19 protein-coding genes are annotated in these 15,340 nt (G+C 32.9%); 11 read left to right on the forward strand and 8 right to left on the reverse strand.

Annotation, left to right across the window (positions count from 1 at the left end; all coding sequences use genetic code 11):
- Positions 1–513 precede the first annotated feature (513 nt).
- Positions 514–1,338 (forward strand): ParA family protein, encoded by an 825-nt coding sequence (locus AC4BC7_RS17140; RefSeq protein ID WP_490504507.1) that lies wholly within the window; start codon positions 514–516, stop codon positions 1,336–1,338.
- On the forward strand, positions 1,322–1,675 hold the full coding sequence (locus AC4BC7_RS17145; RefSeq protein WP_490504508.1) for a DUF5388 domain-containing protein: 354 nt from the start codon (positions 1,322–1,324) through the stop codon (positions 1,673–1,675). The genes AC4BC7_RS17140 and AC4BC7_RS17145 overlap by 17 nt, the downstream gene beginning before the upstream one ends.
- A 550-nt stretch (positions 1,676–2,225) precedes the next feature.
- Here the strand turns inward: AC4BC7_RS17145 and AC4BC7_RS17150 are convergent.
- The gene (locus tag AC4BC7_RS17150; protein WP_490504466.1) at positions 2,226–3,545 is read right to left on the reverse strand and encodes an IS1380 family transposase; all 1,320 of its coding nucleotides are present in this window, start codon (positions 3,543–3,545) and stop codon (positions 2,226–2,228) included.
- A gap of 139 nt (positions 3,546–3,684) precedes the next feature.
- Between AC4BC7_RS17150 and AC4BC7_RS17155 the strand changes: the two genes are divergently transcribed.
- The 6 genes from AC4BC7_RS17155 (at position 3,685) to AC4BC7_RS17180 (ending at position 7,345) form a co-directional block, all read left to right on the forward strand.
- Positions 3,685–3,915 carry a hypothetical protein gene (locus tag AC4BC7_RS17155; RefSeq protein WP_490504509.1) on the forward strand — a complete coding sequence of 77 codons (231 nt, stop codon included), beginning with the start codon at positions 3,685–3,687 and terminating at the stop codon, positions 3,913–3,915.
- Positions 3,916–4,174: 259 nt separating this feature from the next.
- Complete coding sequence (locus tag AC4BC7_RS17160) at positions 4,175–4,972, forward strand: CPBP family glutamic-type intramembrane protease (protein ID WP_490504510.1); 798 nt, start codon at positions 4,175–4,177, stop codon at positions 4,970–4,972.
- 161 nt (positions 4,973–5,133) lie between these two features.
- A complete protein-coding gene (locus AC4BC7_RS17165; RefSeq protein ID WP_490504511.1) occupies positions 5,134–5,493 on the forward strand; it encodes a hypothetical protein in 360 nt (119 codons plus the stop codon).
- The gene (locus AC4BC7_RS17170) at positions 5,493–5,684 is read left to right on the forward strand and encodes a helix-turn-helix transcriptional regulator (RefSeq protein WP_420505252.1); all 192 of its coding nucleotides are present in this window, start codon (positions 5,493–5,495) and stop codon (positions 5,682–5,684) included. Before AC4BC7_RS17165 ends, AC4BC7_RS17170 begins: the two co-directional genes overlap by 1 nt.
- A 36-nt stretch (positions 5,685–5,720) precedes the next feature.
- On the forward strand, positions 5,721–6,644 hold the full coding sequence (locus tag AC4BC7_RS17175; RefSeq protein ID WP_490504512.1) for an alpha/beta hydrolase: 924 nt from the start codon (positions 5,721–5,723) through the stop codon (positions 6,642–6,644).
- A gap of 419 nt (positions 6,645–7,063) precedes the next feature.
- Positions 7,064–7,345: a hypothetical protein gene (locus AC4BC7_RS17180; protein WP_490504513.1), complete on the forward strand. Its 282-nt coding sequence runs from the start codon at positions 7,064–7,066 to the stop codon at positions 7,343–7,345.
- A gap of 148 nt (positions 7,346–7,493) precedes the next feature.
- On the opposite strand, the gene AC4BC7_RS17185 is transcribed toward AC4BC7_RS17180, so the two are convergent.
- Positions 7,494–8,663, reverse strand: coding sequence for an IS256 family transposase (locus AC4BC7_RS17185; RefSeq protein ID WP_176244453.1), 1,170 nt, complete (start codon positions 8,661–8,663; stop codon positions 7,494–7,496).
- Positions 8,664–8,931: 268 nt separating this feature from the next.
- Here AC4BC7_RS17185 and AC4BC7_RS17190 point away from each other — a divergent pair, with 268 nt between their 5' ends.
- Complete coding sequence (locus AC4BC7_RS17190) at positions 8,932–9,126, forward strand: DUF6440 family protein (protein ID WP_311982608.1); 195 nt, start codon at positions 8,932–8,934, stop codon at positions 9,124–9,126.
- A 218-nt stretch (positions 9,127–9,344) separates the two neighbouring features.
- Positions 9,345–9,710: a VOC family protein gene (locus tag AC4BC7_RS17195; RefSeq protein ID WP_239745700.1), complete on the forward strand. Its 366-nt coding sequence runs from the start codon at positions 9,345–9,347 to the stop codon at positions 9,708–9,710.
- Between the two features lie 92 nt (positions 9,711–9,802).
- Here AC4BC7_RS17195 and AC4BC7_RS17200 read toward each other — a convergent pair whose 3' ends face one another.
- Positions 9,803–10,186 (reverse strand): putative immunity protein, encoded by a 384-nt coding sequence (locus AC4BC7_RS17200; RefSeq protein ID WP_490504464.1) that lies wholly within the window; start codon positions 10,184–10,186, stop codon positions 9,803–9,805.
- Positions 10,187–10,381: 195 nt separating this feature from the next.
- Here AC4BC7_RS17200 and AC4BC7_RS17205 point away from each other — a divergent pair, with 195 nt between their 5' ends.
- Positions 10,382–11,701 (forward strand): IS1380 family transposase, encoded by a 1,320-nt coding sequence (locus tag AC4BC7_RS17205; RefSeq protein ID WP_490504466.1) that lies wholly within the window; start codon positions 10,382–10,384, stop codon positions 11,699–11,701.
- Positions 11,702–12,196: 495 nt separating this feature from the next.
- On the opposite strand, the gene AC4BC7_RS17210 is transcribed toward AC4BC7_RS17205, so the two are convergent.
- The 5 genes from AC4BC7_RS17210 to AC4BC7_RS17230 all read right to left on the reverse strand — a co-directional run bounded on the left by AC4BC7_RS17210 (position 12,197) and on the right by AC4BC7_RS17230 (position 15,315).
- On the reverse strand, positions 12,197–12,784 hold the full coding sequence (locus AC4BC7_RS17210) for a TetR/AcrR family transcriptional regulator (RefSeq protein WP_490504468.1): 588 nt from the start codon (positions 12,782–12,784) through the stop codon (positions 12,197–12,199).
- 14 nt (positions 12,785–12,798) lie between these two features.
- Positions 12,799–13,569, reverse strand: a complete 771-nt coding sequence (locus tag AC4BC7_RS17215; protein WP_490504469.1) for a DNA alkylation repair protein — start codon at positions 13,567–13,569, stop codon at positions 12,799–12,801.
- 2 nt (positions 13,570–13,571) lie between these two features.
- Positions 13,572–14,000 carry a VOC family protein gene (locus tag AC4BC7_RS17220; protein ID WP_431398950.1) on the reverse strand — a complete coding sequence of 143 codons (429 nt, stop codon included), beginning with the start codon at positions 13,998–14,000 and terminating at the stop codon, positions 13,572–13,574.
- Between the two features lie 293 nt (positions 14,001–14,293).
- Entirely contained in the window at positions 14,294–14,743 is a 450-nt protein-coding gene (locus tag AC4BC7_RS17225; protein ID WP_490504470.1) for an NUDIX domain-containing protein, read from the reverse strand.
- 107 nt (positions 14,744–14,850) lie between these two features.
- Positions 14,851–15,315: a hypothetical protein gene (locus AC4BC7_RS17230; protein WP_490504471.1), complete on the reverse strand. Its 465-nt coding sequence runs from the start codon at positions 15,313–15,315 to the stop codon at positions 14,851–14,853.
- Positions 15,316–15,340: the final 25 nt, after the last annotated feature.

The following is a 15,340-nucleotide window of genomic DNA, read 5'->3' on the forward strand; positions in this document are numbered from 1 at the left end:
GGTTTCTAAATTAATAGATCGCTGCTTGGCTCCAACGATTTTAAAAAAAGCCTTTGCCCTATATAATTATTCTTGATATAATGGCAACACAAAACATCTACTTTATTGTTGTCCTACAGATTCCCGTCTGTGGGGCTTTTTTTGTATTCAATTAAACATTTCGTTTCAAATATACTATTTTTTTTTTTCGATGTAAACCAGATAAAATGTTGTTATATCAACGTTTTTTTAGTATTTTTGTTCTTTTTTACATTAGTACATTAGTACATTAACACATGTATACATGCATACATGTGTATTTTTACCCTTCTATTTGTAACCGCATCCCTTTGTATATCAATGTTCATGCCCAAAAAATGTATACAATAGTATTTAAGTGCATTAGTATTAGTGGTTTTTAGTATTTGTACTCTTTAGTATTTTTACGTCAGAAATAACATTTAAATTGTTTTAATACTTTTTTTTAAATTTTCCTTTATAATGTATACATGTACACATCGAGGAGGATAATTAATGAAATCACGGATAATTACATTTGGAAATTTCAAAGGCGGAACGGGTAAGACCTCGAATGCAACCATGATTGGCTATCAATTAGCACAACAAGGTCACAAGACGTTGCTTCTAGATCTCGACCCTCAAGGAAATGCCACTAACCTTTATTTAAAAACTAAAGAAGTTGTAACCGGTAAAGTGGCTATCTTTGAAAAAACGTTGATGGCAGCTATTAGAGATGAAGACCTACTTTCTACCATTGTTCCCATTAAAGATAACCTAGATTTGATACCCTCAGCGGCAGATTTTGCTCTTTATCCGCGCTTTATGGAAAAAATAAGTAATTATGCGGATAGAGTTTACTATCTTGCTGGTTTAGTAAAACCGTTAAGAGATAAATATGAATACATTATTGTTGATATTCCGCCTACTATCAGTCTAATCACAGACAGTGCGTTAGTTATGTCTGATTACTGCGTAATTGTCTTACAGACCCACGAACGTTCACTACAGGGTGCTGAATCATTTGTGAATTACATGAGAGATGAAATTATCGGTTTATACCAGGCGCCAACATTAGATGTAGTTGGTATATTACCTGTATTATTAAAGAACGGTGCACCCGTGGATATTAGCACGTTAAAAGCAGCCCAAAATATATTCGGCGAAAAAAATATGTTTAAAAATACTATTAGAACCATGGAACGATTGAAACGTTATGATATTACAGGTATCACTTTAGAAGATATGCATGACAAACGCGTAAATGAAAAATATAAAGAGGTTACTGATGAGCTGATTAGTAGAATGGAGGCTCGAGAAATATATGGACAACATGGATAGTCTTCTTCGAACAAGTAAAGGCAAGTCACTTGACAGAGGAAAAAACATCAGACCCAATGAAACTTTTACTCAAGATGATTTAAAAAAAGAAAGTAAGAAAGAGCAGATTACAAAAACTGAATCTGTTACCTACTATGCAAATATCAGAATAAACAATCACATTCGAAATCAACTACAATCTCTTTCATTGATGGGATTAGCCAAAAGTCAAAAAGGTGCTTTAGAATTATTAATTAACGAGTACGTAAACGGTATGCCTGAAGAATTACGCCGCGAATATGAATTAAACTATAAAACTTTAGAGGATCGTGACGTTAAGTTAAAAGCTAATAAATGAAAAAGTTGGCATATGGATCCTATTTAGCTCAAAATGCTGTCTATAAAATGTATTAAAATACTTTTCATTAGAACCTGTCTTATGTAAACTAAAAATAAAAAGGACAAATCCGCACATTTGTATAATTTAAATGTTTTTTTAAACAACAAGTCGCTATCTTCTCATTTGATTTTCCAAAAAGAATACGCTTAAGTGGCATGATACACTTTTGATATAGTTTGGAGGTCCTAATTATGGTTGATAAAATTACTCCTGAACAAAGAAGAAAAATAATGCAGGCGATTAAATCAAAATCAAAAATGGAAGATCTCGTAGCAAAAGAACTTTGGAAAAGGAATATTAGATATACCTGAATTATTCATACCACCCCAAATCTTGATAAGAACAACTCTATTTCATCTGCAATATTGGATTTTTGGCAGAGCTATTATTTTTTCCCTTTCAAAACGTCTCTTAGAGACGAAAAGAAGCACGGAATGCGATTGTTATTGTGTTTTTGGGCATACTAATCCCTTTGTTCGAACGTTTTTTTTAAATTTGCGGGGTCTCCTCACCAAGACAAGGATTGAATTTGCCGTAGGATATGAAAAAATTCATCTTGGTAGACATGATGGGTGCTGAGTTTTAGCATCATGCGTCTTCCGCTGTGGATCAGTTTCCCAGCGATCTTGAAAAACCGAAGACGAATACTTTGTATCTGTAGGCCTTTGGTCTTTTCCGGGAAAGCTAGTGTGCGTATAAAATTGTTGATGTTATAGGAAAGGACGCTGACCATCATGCGGACGGCATTCTCCAAGAAATGAGAACTGTCCGTCTTGTCGAAGAAGAAGCCATTTTTGGCTTCCTTGATGAAATTCTCCATCGTACCTCTCTTCCAATACGTTTGGTAGACTTGTTCAGTCGAGACAACATCGGATAGATTGGTGATAATGAATTCATGGTGGAAAATCAGTTCATTTGCTTCCCTGACAGAACGAATGCAAACCCTACGATCATGCTTCCAAGTGCCGGCTTGGTAGCGAATGGAGTAGAAATGCTCTTCCTTCTGACTCCATTCGGTCTCATCCCCAACTTGAACAAACTGTTCCGCGAACTTATGCAAGCGGGCATTCCGTTTGAGCCGAATGACGTACTGATGCTCTTTTTCTTCACAGAGGTCATACAGTTCCGGCGCTGCAAAGCCACTATCTGCGCGGACAAGAATGGTGCTGACTGGAGCGGTCTGATTATAGTGTTCAAGAAGCGGATTCAAAAAATCGGCTGCCCCGGTTGAGCAGTATGTGTTTCCGGAACGCAGTTCCGCCTTCAGAAAGTCCTTGGTCAGACCATCAAAGGCAACGAGCGGATGATAACCGGTTGTTTGATAATGTGTGTTAAAGGCCGTTTCTTCTTGATCGCCGTAGGTGTCACTATATGTGGAATCCAAATCCAAAACCAGTTCTGTTGCATTACGTTGTATGCGTACCTTATCCAGCATCGCTTGATTGAGCGCTTGTAGCTGCAAAAGCGCATCGGGACTCTCACTAATGCGATCCCAAAAACGCGAAAGCGAAGGTTGTGAAGCCAATGTACTTTTTTCAAGCATCTGCTGGAAGAAAGGATCATGACGTAAGATGTTGGCAGATGCATCGGTATCATAGCCTGCAATTAATTGGAAAATCAGTTGTTCAAGGATGGTTTCATTTGAATGTGTAGGTAAAAGACGGGAGTCTTGAAAATGAAGCTTTCTCTCCATCAACTGTTCGAATCCGATTGAATAAAGGAATTCTTTAACTAAAACGAGACCAGCATCCGTGGAGAGATTACCTCCAGTATTTGTAACCGTCATTTTTTTGTTGAAGTTTAGCGTATTTTCGTGTAAAGTTGCCATTGAGAGAACCCCTTTCTTTGGTTGTTGGTCGTACATTAACCATAACAGATTGGGGTTCTTTTTTCACACCTTTTGGGTGTGAACTGGAAAGACAAAATATGTTGGAAGACTAACGTTTCAAGACGTTTTCTGAAAATCTATGAATAATTCAGGAGTAGGCAAAGATTATAAATTAGCAATGGCAATGGGGTTATCATTCACAGCACTGACGCTTGTTGCAGGGTACAGCATGATATCCGGTTGGGTAAAGGTAAAAGATTGGGCTGCTTTATTAGATGCAGTACCTACTATGACAACAGTCCTATGGGGTTTAACGATTGTATCGATTTTATTAAATATAATTCCGATCCTTTTAGAGCAAAAAAAATAATTAAAACTAATCAACTATCTGATAAGAGTCTACTAAAATCAACACTTACTAGGTATTGATCTGATTGATTTTTCGCTGTCTATTATAAGTGTCGATTAAAATATTCAGGTTTCCTTACTTAAAAAAACGTGTATATATTCCCTTGAGATAATAAGGTTTTATATACACGACTTTAAGCAATTTCATGTATTTATAAAGCAGAAACTGAGTTTGTCACATTAAGAATTGAGTAAAACTCAATCATTCTGGGAGGTTAAAGATGAAAGAAAAAAAGCCGTTAAGATATTTATTATTTCTATTATTTACACTTATTCTTTCAATTCCTTTTTATCTTTTAGGTGTTTTTTTTCCTGTTGAAAACCTACCCTTTGGACTACCGATTAGTTTTCTAATGATTTTTGTCCCGTTTTTTTTATCGTTATTCTATGCTTATAATCAATTTGGGGTAGACGGAATAAAAAACTTATTTGCGAGTGTCTTTGCTATTAAAAACTTTAAAGTATGGTCTATTCTTTTTAGTTTATTTTGTATGCCGATAATTGTTCTACTGACTTATTTTACAATGAAAATAGGAGCCTTGCCGTTGTCACCTACAATTATTATTCCGTATAGTGAAATTCTTTTTATGTTTCTTTTATATTTTTTAGGTGCAATCCCTGAAGAGTTTGGATGGACTTCGATTTTAACTGGTCCTTTAGTGAAGACATACGGACCAACTAAATCAGGGGTACTCATTGGTTCTGTTTGGGGGATATGGCATATTATTCCTTGGAGTTGGGAGCATTCCTTTAGCTGGATTGTTGGCATGCTAATTTTAAATATCTTTATGAGAATAGCCATGGTTTATAATTATATTTATGGTGGAAGAAAATTACTTTCAGCTCTAGTGTTTCACACCATGATCAATGTCTCTATTAGTTTATTTCCAAATTATGGATCCCATTTAAATACATTAATCTTAAGTTTTTGGATGTTTATTCTTTTGGCTGTACTCGTTTTGTTTGTAAAAACTAATCAGCGGAAACACCTAATCAATAATGATGAACTTTATCAGTAAATTAAACATACTTTATCGAAAAACTTATCCCTAGTTTGTCTTAATGCTAATTAAGACAAACTCAGAAGAAAAAAGTAAAGAGCATTTGACATTTATGTCAAATGCTCTTATAATTTAAATGTAAAGAACATTTTACATTTAAAAAACTAGGAGGTACTATTATGAATGGTGCTATTGTCTACGAAATCTCTACATATCTATTTTTTGCTTTAGCAATTATTTCTTCTATTTATGGATCTTATGCTCTTTATTATGCATATGTTAAGAAAAAAGACGAACGAGAAAATTATATTGTCCTAAAAAGTGCTACACAATCTTTTTTTATCGCAATCATATTATTCTTTGTATATTACATTATTCAGATTAGTGTAAATGTTGCTGATGTATCACAATTAACAAGATTATGGAATATTCTTCACTTCGACGGATCTGTTTTTTCAGCTGGTTCAGCTGTATCGTGGATGATGATTATTTTTGGTATAAGTTTATTTTTAAACCAAAAAAAGGTTGGAGGAAGTTAATGCTCAATAATATTGAAAGAGAGCGAAAAAAAAGAAATTTAACTCAAGAAGAATTAGCTCGCATTTGTGGTGTTACACGTCAAACAATAAATGCAATAGAAAATAACAAGTATGATCCTACTTTAAAATTAGCATATTCAATCTCCAAAAGTTTAGGAACAACAATTGAGAAAATGTTTAAATTTGAATAGCTATTAATGAATACTATCTTCAATAGGAGGATTATCATGAAAAAAAATGCTAAAAAGTTTGGATTAGTTATTGGAATCATCTTGTTTATTGGTATTATTGGATTTGGATATTTTGTGGGAATGACTGTTTTTGATAACAGTATAGTCAATGTTGATGCAGAGCCACCATCTTTTGAAAAAGTAAATTTTGATATTGAACAATTTGAATCGAGTTATGGTATTGAACAAATAACGATTGAATCTACTTTAGATGGTCATGACATCCCAGCCGATTATATTACTATTAATGGAAAAGAGAAAGCTCCTACAATTATAATGATTCATGGATTAGGTGATGACCGAAAAACGTATTACCCAGTTGCTGATATGTTACTAAAGAATGGATATAATATCCTTTCCTACGACCAGAGAAATTCTGGAGATAATGTGGCAGATTATACTACCTACGGCTATCTCGAGCAACATGATTTACTGGATTATGTCACGTATTTAGATGAGATATTAGATGAAAATCAGAAACTAGGAATTTTAGGATTTTCATTAGGAAGTCAAACAGCCGGTATTTATTTAGGAACTGAGCATGCAAACGAACATATAGATTTTGCTATTCTTGATTCCCCTCTTAGTAATATGAGTTATGTTATTTCTTCTGAAATGCAAGATGTAGGGATTCCATTAGATTTTCTGATGTTTACAGGAAACCTTGTTACAAGGTTAAAGTTAGGGTTTTCTTATGAAGATACCAATGTTTTGAATTATATAGATAAAACAGAAGTCCCTATTTTAATTATAAATTCTAAAGCAGATACTGTAACTCCATACTTTATGGGAGAAGAGATTTATAATACTATATCTCACTCTAATAAAGAAATGTTTACTGTTGATGATAGTAAACATGTTGAAATATTTAGTAATTATCCAAGAGAATACGAAAAAAACATAATAGACTTCATTAGATAACAAAATAATAAGTCTTAATGAATTTGTCTTAATATCAATTAAGTAAAACTCAAAACTATAAATTGAAATTGAAGCCCTGAATTTTGAAACTACTGAGTTTGAAGTTTATGATTACATAGTAGATGAAAGAGGAAATATTGTTTCAGATTATAGTGTAGAACCATTTGCGATAACTTTAGTTGATAGGGGAAATGCAGAAGTTGTATTTGAAAAAGATGAGGATATAGAAATATATAGTGATTATCGGGTTGAAGGAAAATCTATACATTGCTTATTAATCAGGAGTAAAATAGATAAGTCTTCTTTTGCATTAGGTGTTGATAAAGAGTAATAATTTTAAATATTTAATTCTATGTCTAATGCACATAGTTTATATTATGAGTCACGAATAATTGTTATTTAACGAAAGGGGGGTCTGCATGAATAAAATTAACTGGAAGCGATTGAATATAGCTTTTTGGATTGAGATAGTTTTATCATACTTTTTACCTTTTAAGTTTATTGATAATTTCCAATATGAAGTTGGTTTTCCTATATCGTTTTTAACTCTTTATGATACTGCAACTGGTATTGGGTCGAGCCCATTTACTTCAATGTATCTTAATCCTTTAGCATTCTTAGTTAACGGAATTCTTATCTATCTTTTAATTTCATTTACTATAAAAATGTATCATAAAATTAAGCAAAAATACTCTAAATAAAATAATAAATATTAAACTTAAAACTACTATTTAGGCCATATAATTTATATATTGTACATCAGTAAATAAATATGCAATAGTAAACTTTAGAAAGTAGGGTTGCGTCAAGAATTATGTGTAAATGGAAAAGCCCATTCTGTTGATCAAGTTAAAACATTGATTCTAATGTATCATGTATTTCTTTAAAACCTTTATGAACTCGGCATAGAAACTTTTGATTATAGTTGTTGAATTGAGATACTAGAAATCTCTCCAGAGATTCTTCATTAGGAAATTGCTCTTTTCTTTTGGTATATTTCTTTAATTGTTTGTTAAAACCTTCAATCAAATTAGTTGAATAAATAGTTCTTCTGATTGACGGAGGAAAATTATAAAAGGTTAATATAGCAGGATTCATGAGCAATTTAACCACTCGTGGATACTGCTTTTTCCATTTATCTATCATAAACCTTATTTGATTATTTGCTTCTTCTTTTGAACTTGCTTGATAAACTAATTTGAAATCGCTACAAATTTCTTGTCGATCACTAACACGAACCTTATGAGCGATATTTCTAGATATATGGACACAACATTGTTGAAATTGAGCATTTGGATAAACACTATGAATACTATCGTTAATGCCACTTAAACCATCAGTTACGACTAATAAAACCTCTTTTAAACCACGGTATTTTAGGTCTTGAAGAATCTCTTTCCAAACATAAGCAGATTCAGTTGGAGCAAGACTAAACCCAAGAACCTCTTTGGTTCCATCTAATCGAATGCCAATTACAATATAAACTGCTTCTTTTGAAACAGTTTGTCTTTTTAAAGGAATGTGAGTAGCATCCATAAAAATGACAGAGTATCTGGATTCTAGGGACCTTTCTTTAAAGGCAATAATATCTTCAGAAACTATTTTAGTCATATTTGAAATGGTTTGTGGCGTATAGTGATGCCCGTACATTTTTTCAATCAATTCAGAGATTTCAGACATAGTAATTCCTTTTTGAAATAGCTGAATAATAGTGGTTTCTAAAGAGTCATTGGTTCTTTTATAAGCAGGTAAAGTTTGTTGAGAAAACTTACCATTTCTATCTCTAGGAATCACCAAATTTAATTCTCCATACTCTGTTCTGAATGAACGTGAATAATTCCCATTACGGGAATTACCTGAATTGAACCCAGCACGATCATATTTTTCATAATCAAGAAAAGCTGTTAATTCAGCCTGCAATAATGAATTAACAGCTAATTCTAAATGACATCGAAATAATTCATCTAAATCACCTTTATTGATTAGTGTTTCCATAATTTCTGTAGTAAAATTGGGCATGAGAAAGTCCTCCTATAAAATTTCGGTTGTGGTAACTTTAATTTTACAGAATGGACTTTCTTTTTTTCTACCCTAAATATCTATTTACACAAGATATTTTACGCTATCGAAAGTAGCTAAAATATGAATTTACGAGTTATATTTAATATACCACTATTAATATTTTTCATTATAATATTACGATATTTAAAAGTTAAAAAATAATTTTAACAAAAGAACGAGTTTGTCTTAATAGTAAATATGACAAATTGAGAAAAGAGGTGAAAAAATGAGTAAAGAAAATAAAAGTAAGGGTAACAAGCGCTTTGAAGTTATTGAAAATCAAGGATTTTCGCCAACTTATGAAGTGATTAGAGATAATAAAACGGGTGTTTTATATATGTCACTTAGTTCAGGTTTTGGATCAGCGATGACATTATTAGTTGATCGAGATGGTAAACCATTGGTAGATAATGAGTTTTAAAATATTAATCAAATCATATAAATGAACACATAAAAATTCGATAAATAATTTTTATTGAGTTTGTCTTAAGTGCAATTTAGACAAACTGAGAAATAATAGCTAATTATATTAAATTAATGATTCCAAAGTTAGGGTATAATTAATAATTAATAAATAAACTAGTTTAGCTAAAAAAGATTCAAGTTATCTCAGACCCAAAAAAGAAAGAAGGAGATTTTATGTCAAAGTCAAATATGAATAGTGTATTTGCAGTTTTGCAAGTCAACGACCAAGAAAAAGCTCTCGAGTGGTACAAAAAGTTACTAGGACGTGATGCGGATTTTGTTCCGATGGAAGGTGTAGCTGAATGGCAGATTTCAGAGAATGGGTGGATACAGGTAACCGTTGATACCACTAATCCAGACCGAATAGGTAAAGCAACTGTTATTATTAGTGTAAATAATATCGAAATGCAAAGTAACTTGTGTGATAAGAATGATATAGAACATAGCGAAGTTATTGAATATCCAGAAATTATTAAGATGTTCGAAGTAATAGATCCAGACGGTAATAAAATAGCATTTGTTGAAGATATTTCAAAATAGAAAGTATAGAAAGATTGTTTTTATGAGTTTGTCTTAATTAGCATTAAGACAAACTCATTTATTGAATTTGAAGAGGTTATTTTAATATCTTTTTATAAAAATTTATTTATTTCATTAAGTTGCCATTCTCGTTCAAGAGTAATTGACTCTAAATCATTAGAACTCATTAATCCTATAGTCTTTACTGCGTAATCAGAAGCTACCATTGCGTGTTCTTTCATATGGCCACTTCCTACAGCTTGGCCAACTACCCTTAATGCAGTTTTACTTATTTCTGAATCACTTTCACGAGCAATTTTGTGGATTTTGAAACCTGCTTGTCTTACATCGTACATTCTGGCTTCTTTTATTTGCCATAATTCATTTATCCTAAATCCTTCTTCTATCTCATTTATTGATTTATAATCTATATTAACAATTTTCAAGATATGTTTTGCCATTGATAAAGACCATTTTGCTACGTTTATCTGATTCATATTTTCATATATTTCATCAATTTCTTTTCTCAGTTCATTATTCCTGAATTATTCATAGATTTTCAGAAAACGTCTTGAAACGTTAGTCTTCCAACATATTTTGTCTTTCCAGTTCACACCCAAAAGGTGTGAAAAAAGAACCCCAATCTGTTATGGTTAATGTACGACCAACAACCAAAGAAAGGGGTTCTCTCAATGGCAACTTTACACGAAAATACGCTAAACTTCAACAAAAAAATGACGGTTACAAATACTGGAGGTAATCTCTCCACGGATGCTGGTCTCGTTTTAGTTAAAGAATTCCTTTATTCAATCGGATTCGAACAGTTGATGGAGAGAAAGCTTCATTTTCAAGACTCCCGTCTTTTACCTACACATTCAAATGAAACCATCCTTGAACAACTGATTTTCCAATTAATTGCAGGCTATGATACCGATGCATCTGCCAACATCTTACGTCATGATCCTTTCTTCCAGCAGATGCTTGAAAAAAGTACATTGGCTTCACAACCTTCGCTTTCGCGTTTTTGGGATCGCATTAGTGAGAGTCCCGATGCGCTTTTGCAGCTACAAGCGCTCAATCAAGCGATGCTGGATAAGGTACGCATACAACGTAATGCAACAGAACTGGTTTTGGATTTGGATTCCACATATAGTGACACCTACGGCGATCAAGAAGAAACGGCCTTTAACACACATTATCAAACAACCGGTTATCATCCGCTCGTTGCCTTTGATGGTCTGACCAAGGACTTTCTGAAGGCGGAACTGCGTTCCGGAAACACATACTGCTCAACCGGGGCAGCCGATTTTTTGAATCCGCTTCTTGAACACTATAATCAGACCGCTCCAGTCAGCACCATTCTTGTCCGCGCAGATAGTGGCTTTGCAGCGCCGGAACTGTATGACCTCTGTGAAGAAAAAGAGCATCAGTACGTCATTCGGCTCAAACGGAATGCCCGCTTGCATAAGTTCGCGGAACAGTTTGTTCAAGTTGGGGATGAGACCGAATGGAGTCAGAAGGAAGAGCATTTCTACTCCATTCGCTACCAAGCCGGCACTTGGAAGCATGATCGTAGGGTTTGCATTCGTTCTGTCAGGGAAGCAAATGAACTGATTTTCCACCATGAATTCATTATCACCAATCTATCCGATGTTGTCTCGACTGAACAAGTCTACCAAACGTATTGGAAGAGAGGTACGATGGAGAATTTCATCAAGGAAGCCAAAAATGGCTTCTTCTTCGACAAGACGGACAGTTCTCATTTCTTGGAGAATGCCGTCCGCATGATGGTCAGCGTCCTTTCCTATAACATCAACAATTTTATACGCACACTAGCTTTCCCGGAAAAGACCAAAGGCCTACAGATACAAAGTATTCGTCTTCGGTTTTTCAAGATCGCTGGGAAACTGATCCACAGCGGAAGACGCATGATGCTAAAACTCAGCACCCATCATGTCTACCAAGATGAATTTTTTCATATCCTACGGCAAATTCAATCCTTGTCTTGGTGAGGAGACCCCGCAAATTTAAAAAAAACGTTCGAACAAAGGGATTAGTATGCCCAAAAACACAATAACAATCGCATTCCGTGCTTCTTTTCGTCTCTAAGAGACGTTTTGAAAGGGAAAAAATAATAGCTCTGCCAAAAATCCAATATTGCAGATGAAATAGAGTTGTTCTTATCAAGATTTGGGGTGGTATGAATAATTCAGGTTATTATCTATTATTTTTATTTTTGGTTTTGTTGGCATGGTAACACCTCCTTGAATACAAACAATTCTACTGAATTCTTGTTGGGATAAACTCAGACCTACCAATTTAAAATACACTATTTTACATAGTTTCATGTATCTTAAATATAGGTAAATAGGGCTGCAAAATTATTTTTGCAGCCCTATTTTATTGATAGAGTGAATAAGCTCTTTTCTTTAATTTAAATATATCAAAAAGTAAAGTTTAAATGATTAATAATATGGCTATAATCCTTCTTGATAGTATTAAGTTCACTAGGGATTCTTGAACCCCTGGATTATTCTTTCTATTACAACCATAGAGTCTTCTACTGCTTTTTTCTGATCACTTTCTTCTGCCACCCATATAGAAATTTCATTAATGGCTCCTGATAAAGCATGTGTCAATGCTACTGAAGAAGTATGCTGAAGGATACCGTTATCTTGTAACAGTTCGATTTGATTTTGTAATAGTTTCATAGAATTTTCTCTATCAAATTTGCGAAAAGTTTGCCATCCCAAAACAGACGGGCCATCTACTAGTAAAATCCTATACATATTTTTCTTTGAAATAGTTTCGATAAATATTTTGCAGCCTTCGATCAATTGCTCCAATTGATCATCATGTTGTTCGTCTACTGCACTAATTTCTTCTGCAATCATTTGATGTGCATGCTCGAAAACAGCATAAAACAAGCCTTTTTTGCTGTTGAAATGGTGATATACTGCACCACGTGTCAATTGAGCAGCTTGGACTATATCTTCCAACGAAACTTTTGAATAACCATTTTCCGTAAATAGATCTGTTGCAATTTCTATTAACTGTTTCCTTGTCTGATTAGCCTGTTCTTTTGTTTTCTTCACTTTAAATTGCCTCTCTATAATTCATTTATTATGTCTAGTACTCTGGGATCTTCCTTTTTAACTAGAGTGCGTAGCCCTCTCTTTATAACTGCCGGAGGCATAGTTGTTCGTCTTTCCAGTATCCATGATAACACGATATCTGGCTCTTCTTTAGATAAATCGTTTAAATGATTGCCTACAGATTTCCTGACGTAATCAGACGAATCGTTTTTTAATGAATCAAGCAATAACAAATTTTGATTTATATCTCCATTTATATAGTCTATTTTTTGGGCCCAAGGTAATCTTGGGCGTGTTCCTTCGCTTACCAGTCGTCTTACATGAGGACTACTATCCTTTATCCATATATCAAAATAGTCTAAACATTCGTTTGTATTATTCACAATAAATGGGCGGATTGCATATTCTGAGGTGTGTCTTTGAGTTATTTCACGAAGTGCTTCTAAAGATAAAGAAACATGATTGGTGCCATAAGATTCTACATAGCGTGCTATTGGCATAAGAAAGTAGCCATTCGTAAACATTCCTTTTTCTGTCTTGTTTATGGGTCCCAATATAGATAATAATATAATAAGTGATTTATCATATTCTTTAGGTAGTGCTGCATGTAATTCTTCTGCAATTATTAAAACACGTGCTTTTAATTCTTTGTTCTCTACTCTCTTCGAAATATTTTCAATAAATATTTCATTAGGAAACAATGTATAGTTTAATGAAATTAATGTCGCTAACCTTTCAGCTAACTCCTTGTCAAAATAATATTTGAGTGAAACGTACTGTCCCATGATTAATATTCACCTTGATTATCATTATTATATTGTTTTGTATAGCTTTCATCCGCAGGTATAACTTCGATTATATCTATAAGAATGTTATTAGGGTCTTTTATAATAAAATGACGTTGTCCGAATACTTCGTTGCGTATATCTAATTCAACAGGCAATTTGTTTTCAACAATAAGTTTTTGGTAAATAGTATCAACATCGTCTACCTCTATGTTTAATAAGAGTCCTTGTACTGACTTATCAAAACCTTTAGGAATTGATTCATGATTGGTATTAAGTAGAGCTAATTCACTATTAGTTTGGGTATTAATAAGGCTCACATACCAGTCAGCCTCAAATGAGATTGAATACCCCAAATAGTCCATATAGAATTCCTTACTTCTCTGTATTTCTTTGGTCATTAATACAGGATAGAAACTATTCCATTTCATTTAGATCACTCTCCTTTAAGATATAAACATATTATACATACATACTGAATGTATGTAAAGAAGTTGTGTGTTTTTTAGTTTGAGTGCTTCAAACTAAAAAACAAGGTTATTAACGTATTTTATTTATACGACCCTCATAGATAGATAGGGATTTGCAATACCAATAGTTGGAAAAAATATGAGCGTATAGATTGAAATAGATTCCTTCGCCCTAATACATGAAATTAAATAATTTCATGTATGAATCAAACTTTGAGAATTGTCTTAATAGTGATTATTTTGGATACATTTCATTAATCAGTATTTACTAAGTGAATTATATGATTTTTATTTTTGAAACCAGCTAGCTCACTAAAGATACTAGGTTTTAATTCATTTATAATTTTTAAAGATTCCCATGTAATATCTTGATCATCATTATCTATACCATGATATTCTTTTTTCTCTTTTATTTTACCTTTATAAACAAAAAGAAATTCATGAAAATCCTTTTTTGATTGTTTTTCTAAGAAAAAATTTTCAATTACTGAAAATAATTCTACATCATAAAATTTTTCTCCAGTTTCTTCCAAAACTTCACGTTTTACTGCTTTACTAGTAGTCTCTGAAAATTTTACTCTACCACCTGGTAAAGAAATTATTCCATCAACGTATTTAGAAACTAGTAAACTATTTTGGCTTTCTATCCATGCTGCTACCCTAATATTTAATTTTCCTGAATCTGTATCTAAAGTTAAATCCATATTAAATTACTCCTTAACGTTTATTTAAAATAATAAAAATGAGTTAAAAATATACCTTATTTTAAAAAGGTTCTTGATACACGACTTTATCTCATTTCATGTATCAATTATTTTTTATAATATGATTCTTCTACAACCTGATTTATACTTTCATAGCATAAATCATATATTTTTTCATTCCATTTTTCTCTATCATACATAGCGGTGGGTATTGTTTTTATTCTGACGGTTTTAGTCGTCCCGCTTGCAATAATTTCATCAACTAACTTTTCCATTTTACATGAGTCAACACATTTAGAGACCTCGGCCATCCAAAAAATTAATTCACCACATTTTATTGATTTACTAAATGTAGTTTCAGGTTTACTTCTGTCACAATATGACTTAATCAAATGCCACCATTGATTAGGCTCACCTTTTCTATAATCAACCTCTACACCCTGTTTTTTCGCAAAATTCATATAACCTTCATATTTACTTTGTTGATAACCAGCTTTTATTAGCTTTTTAGTCAAAGGACAGTCGTCGTTTTCTCTTTTTTCATAATAACTTCTAACTTGTGCAGTATTCATTTTTTATTTTCTCCTATATAAGTTG

Source organism: Enterococcus sp. AMC1623 (genome assembly GCF_058216495.1).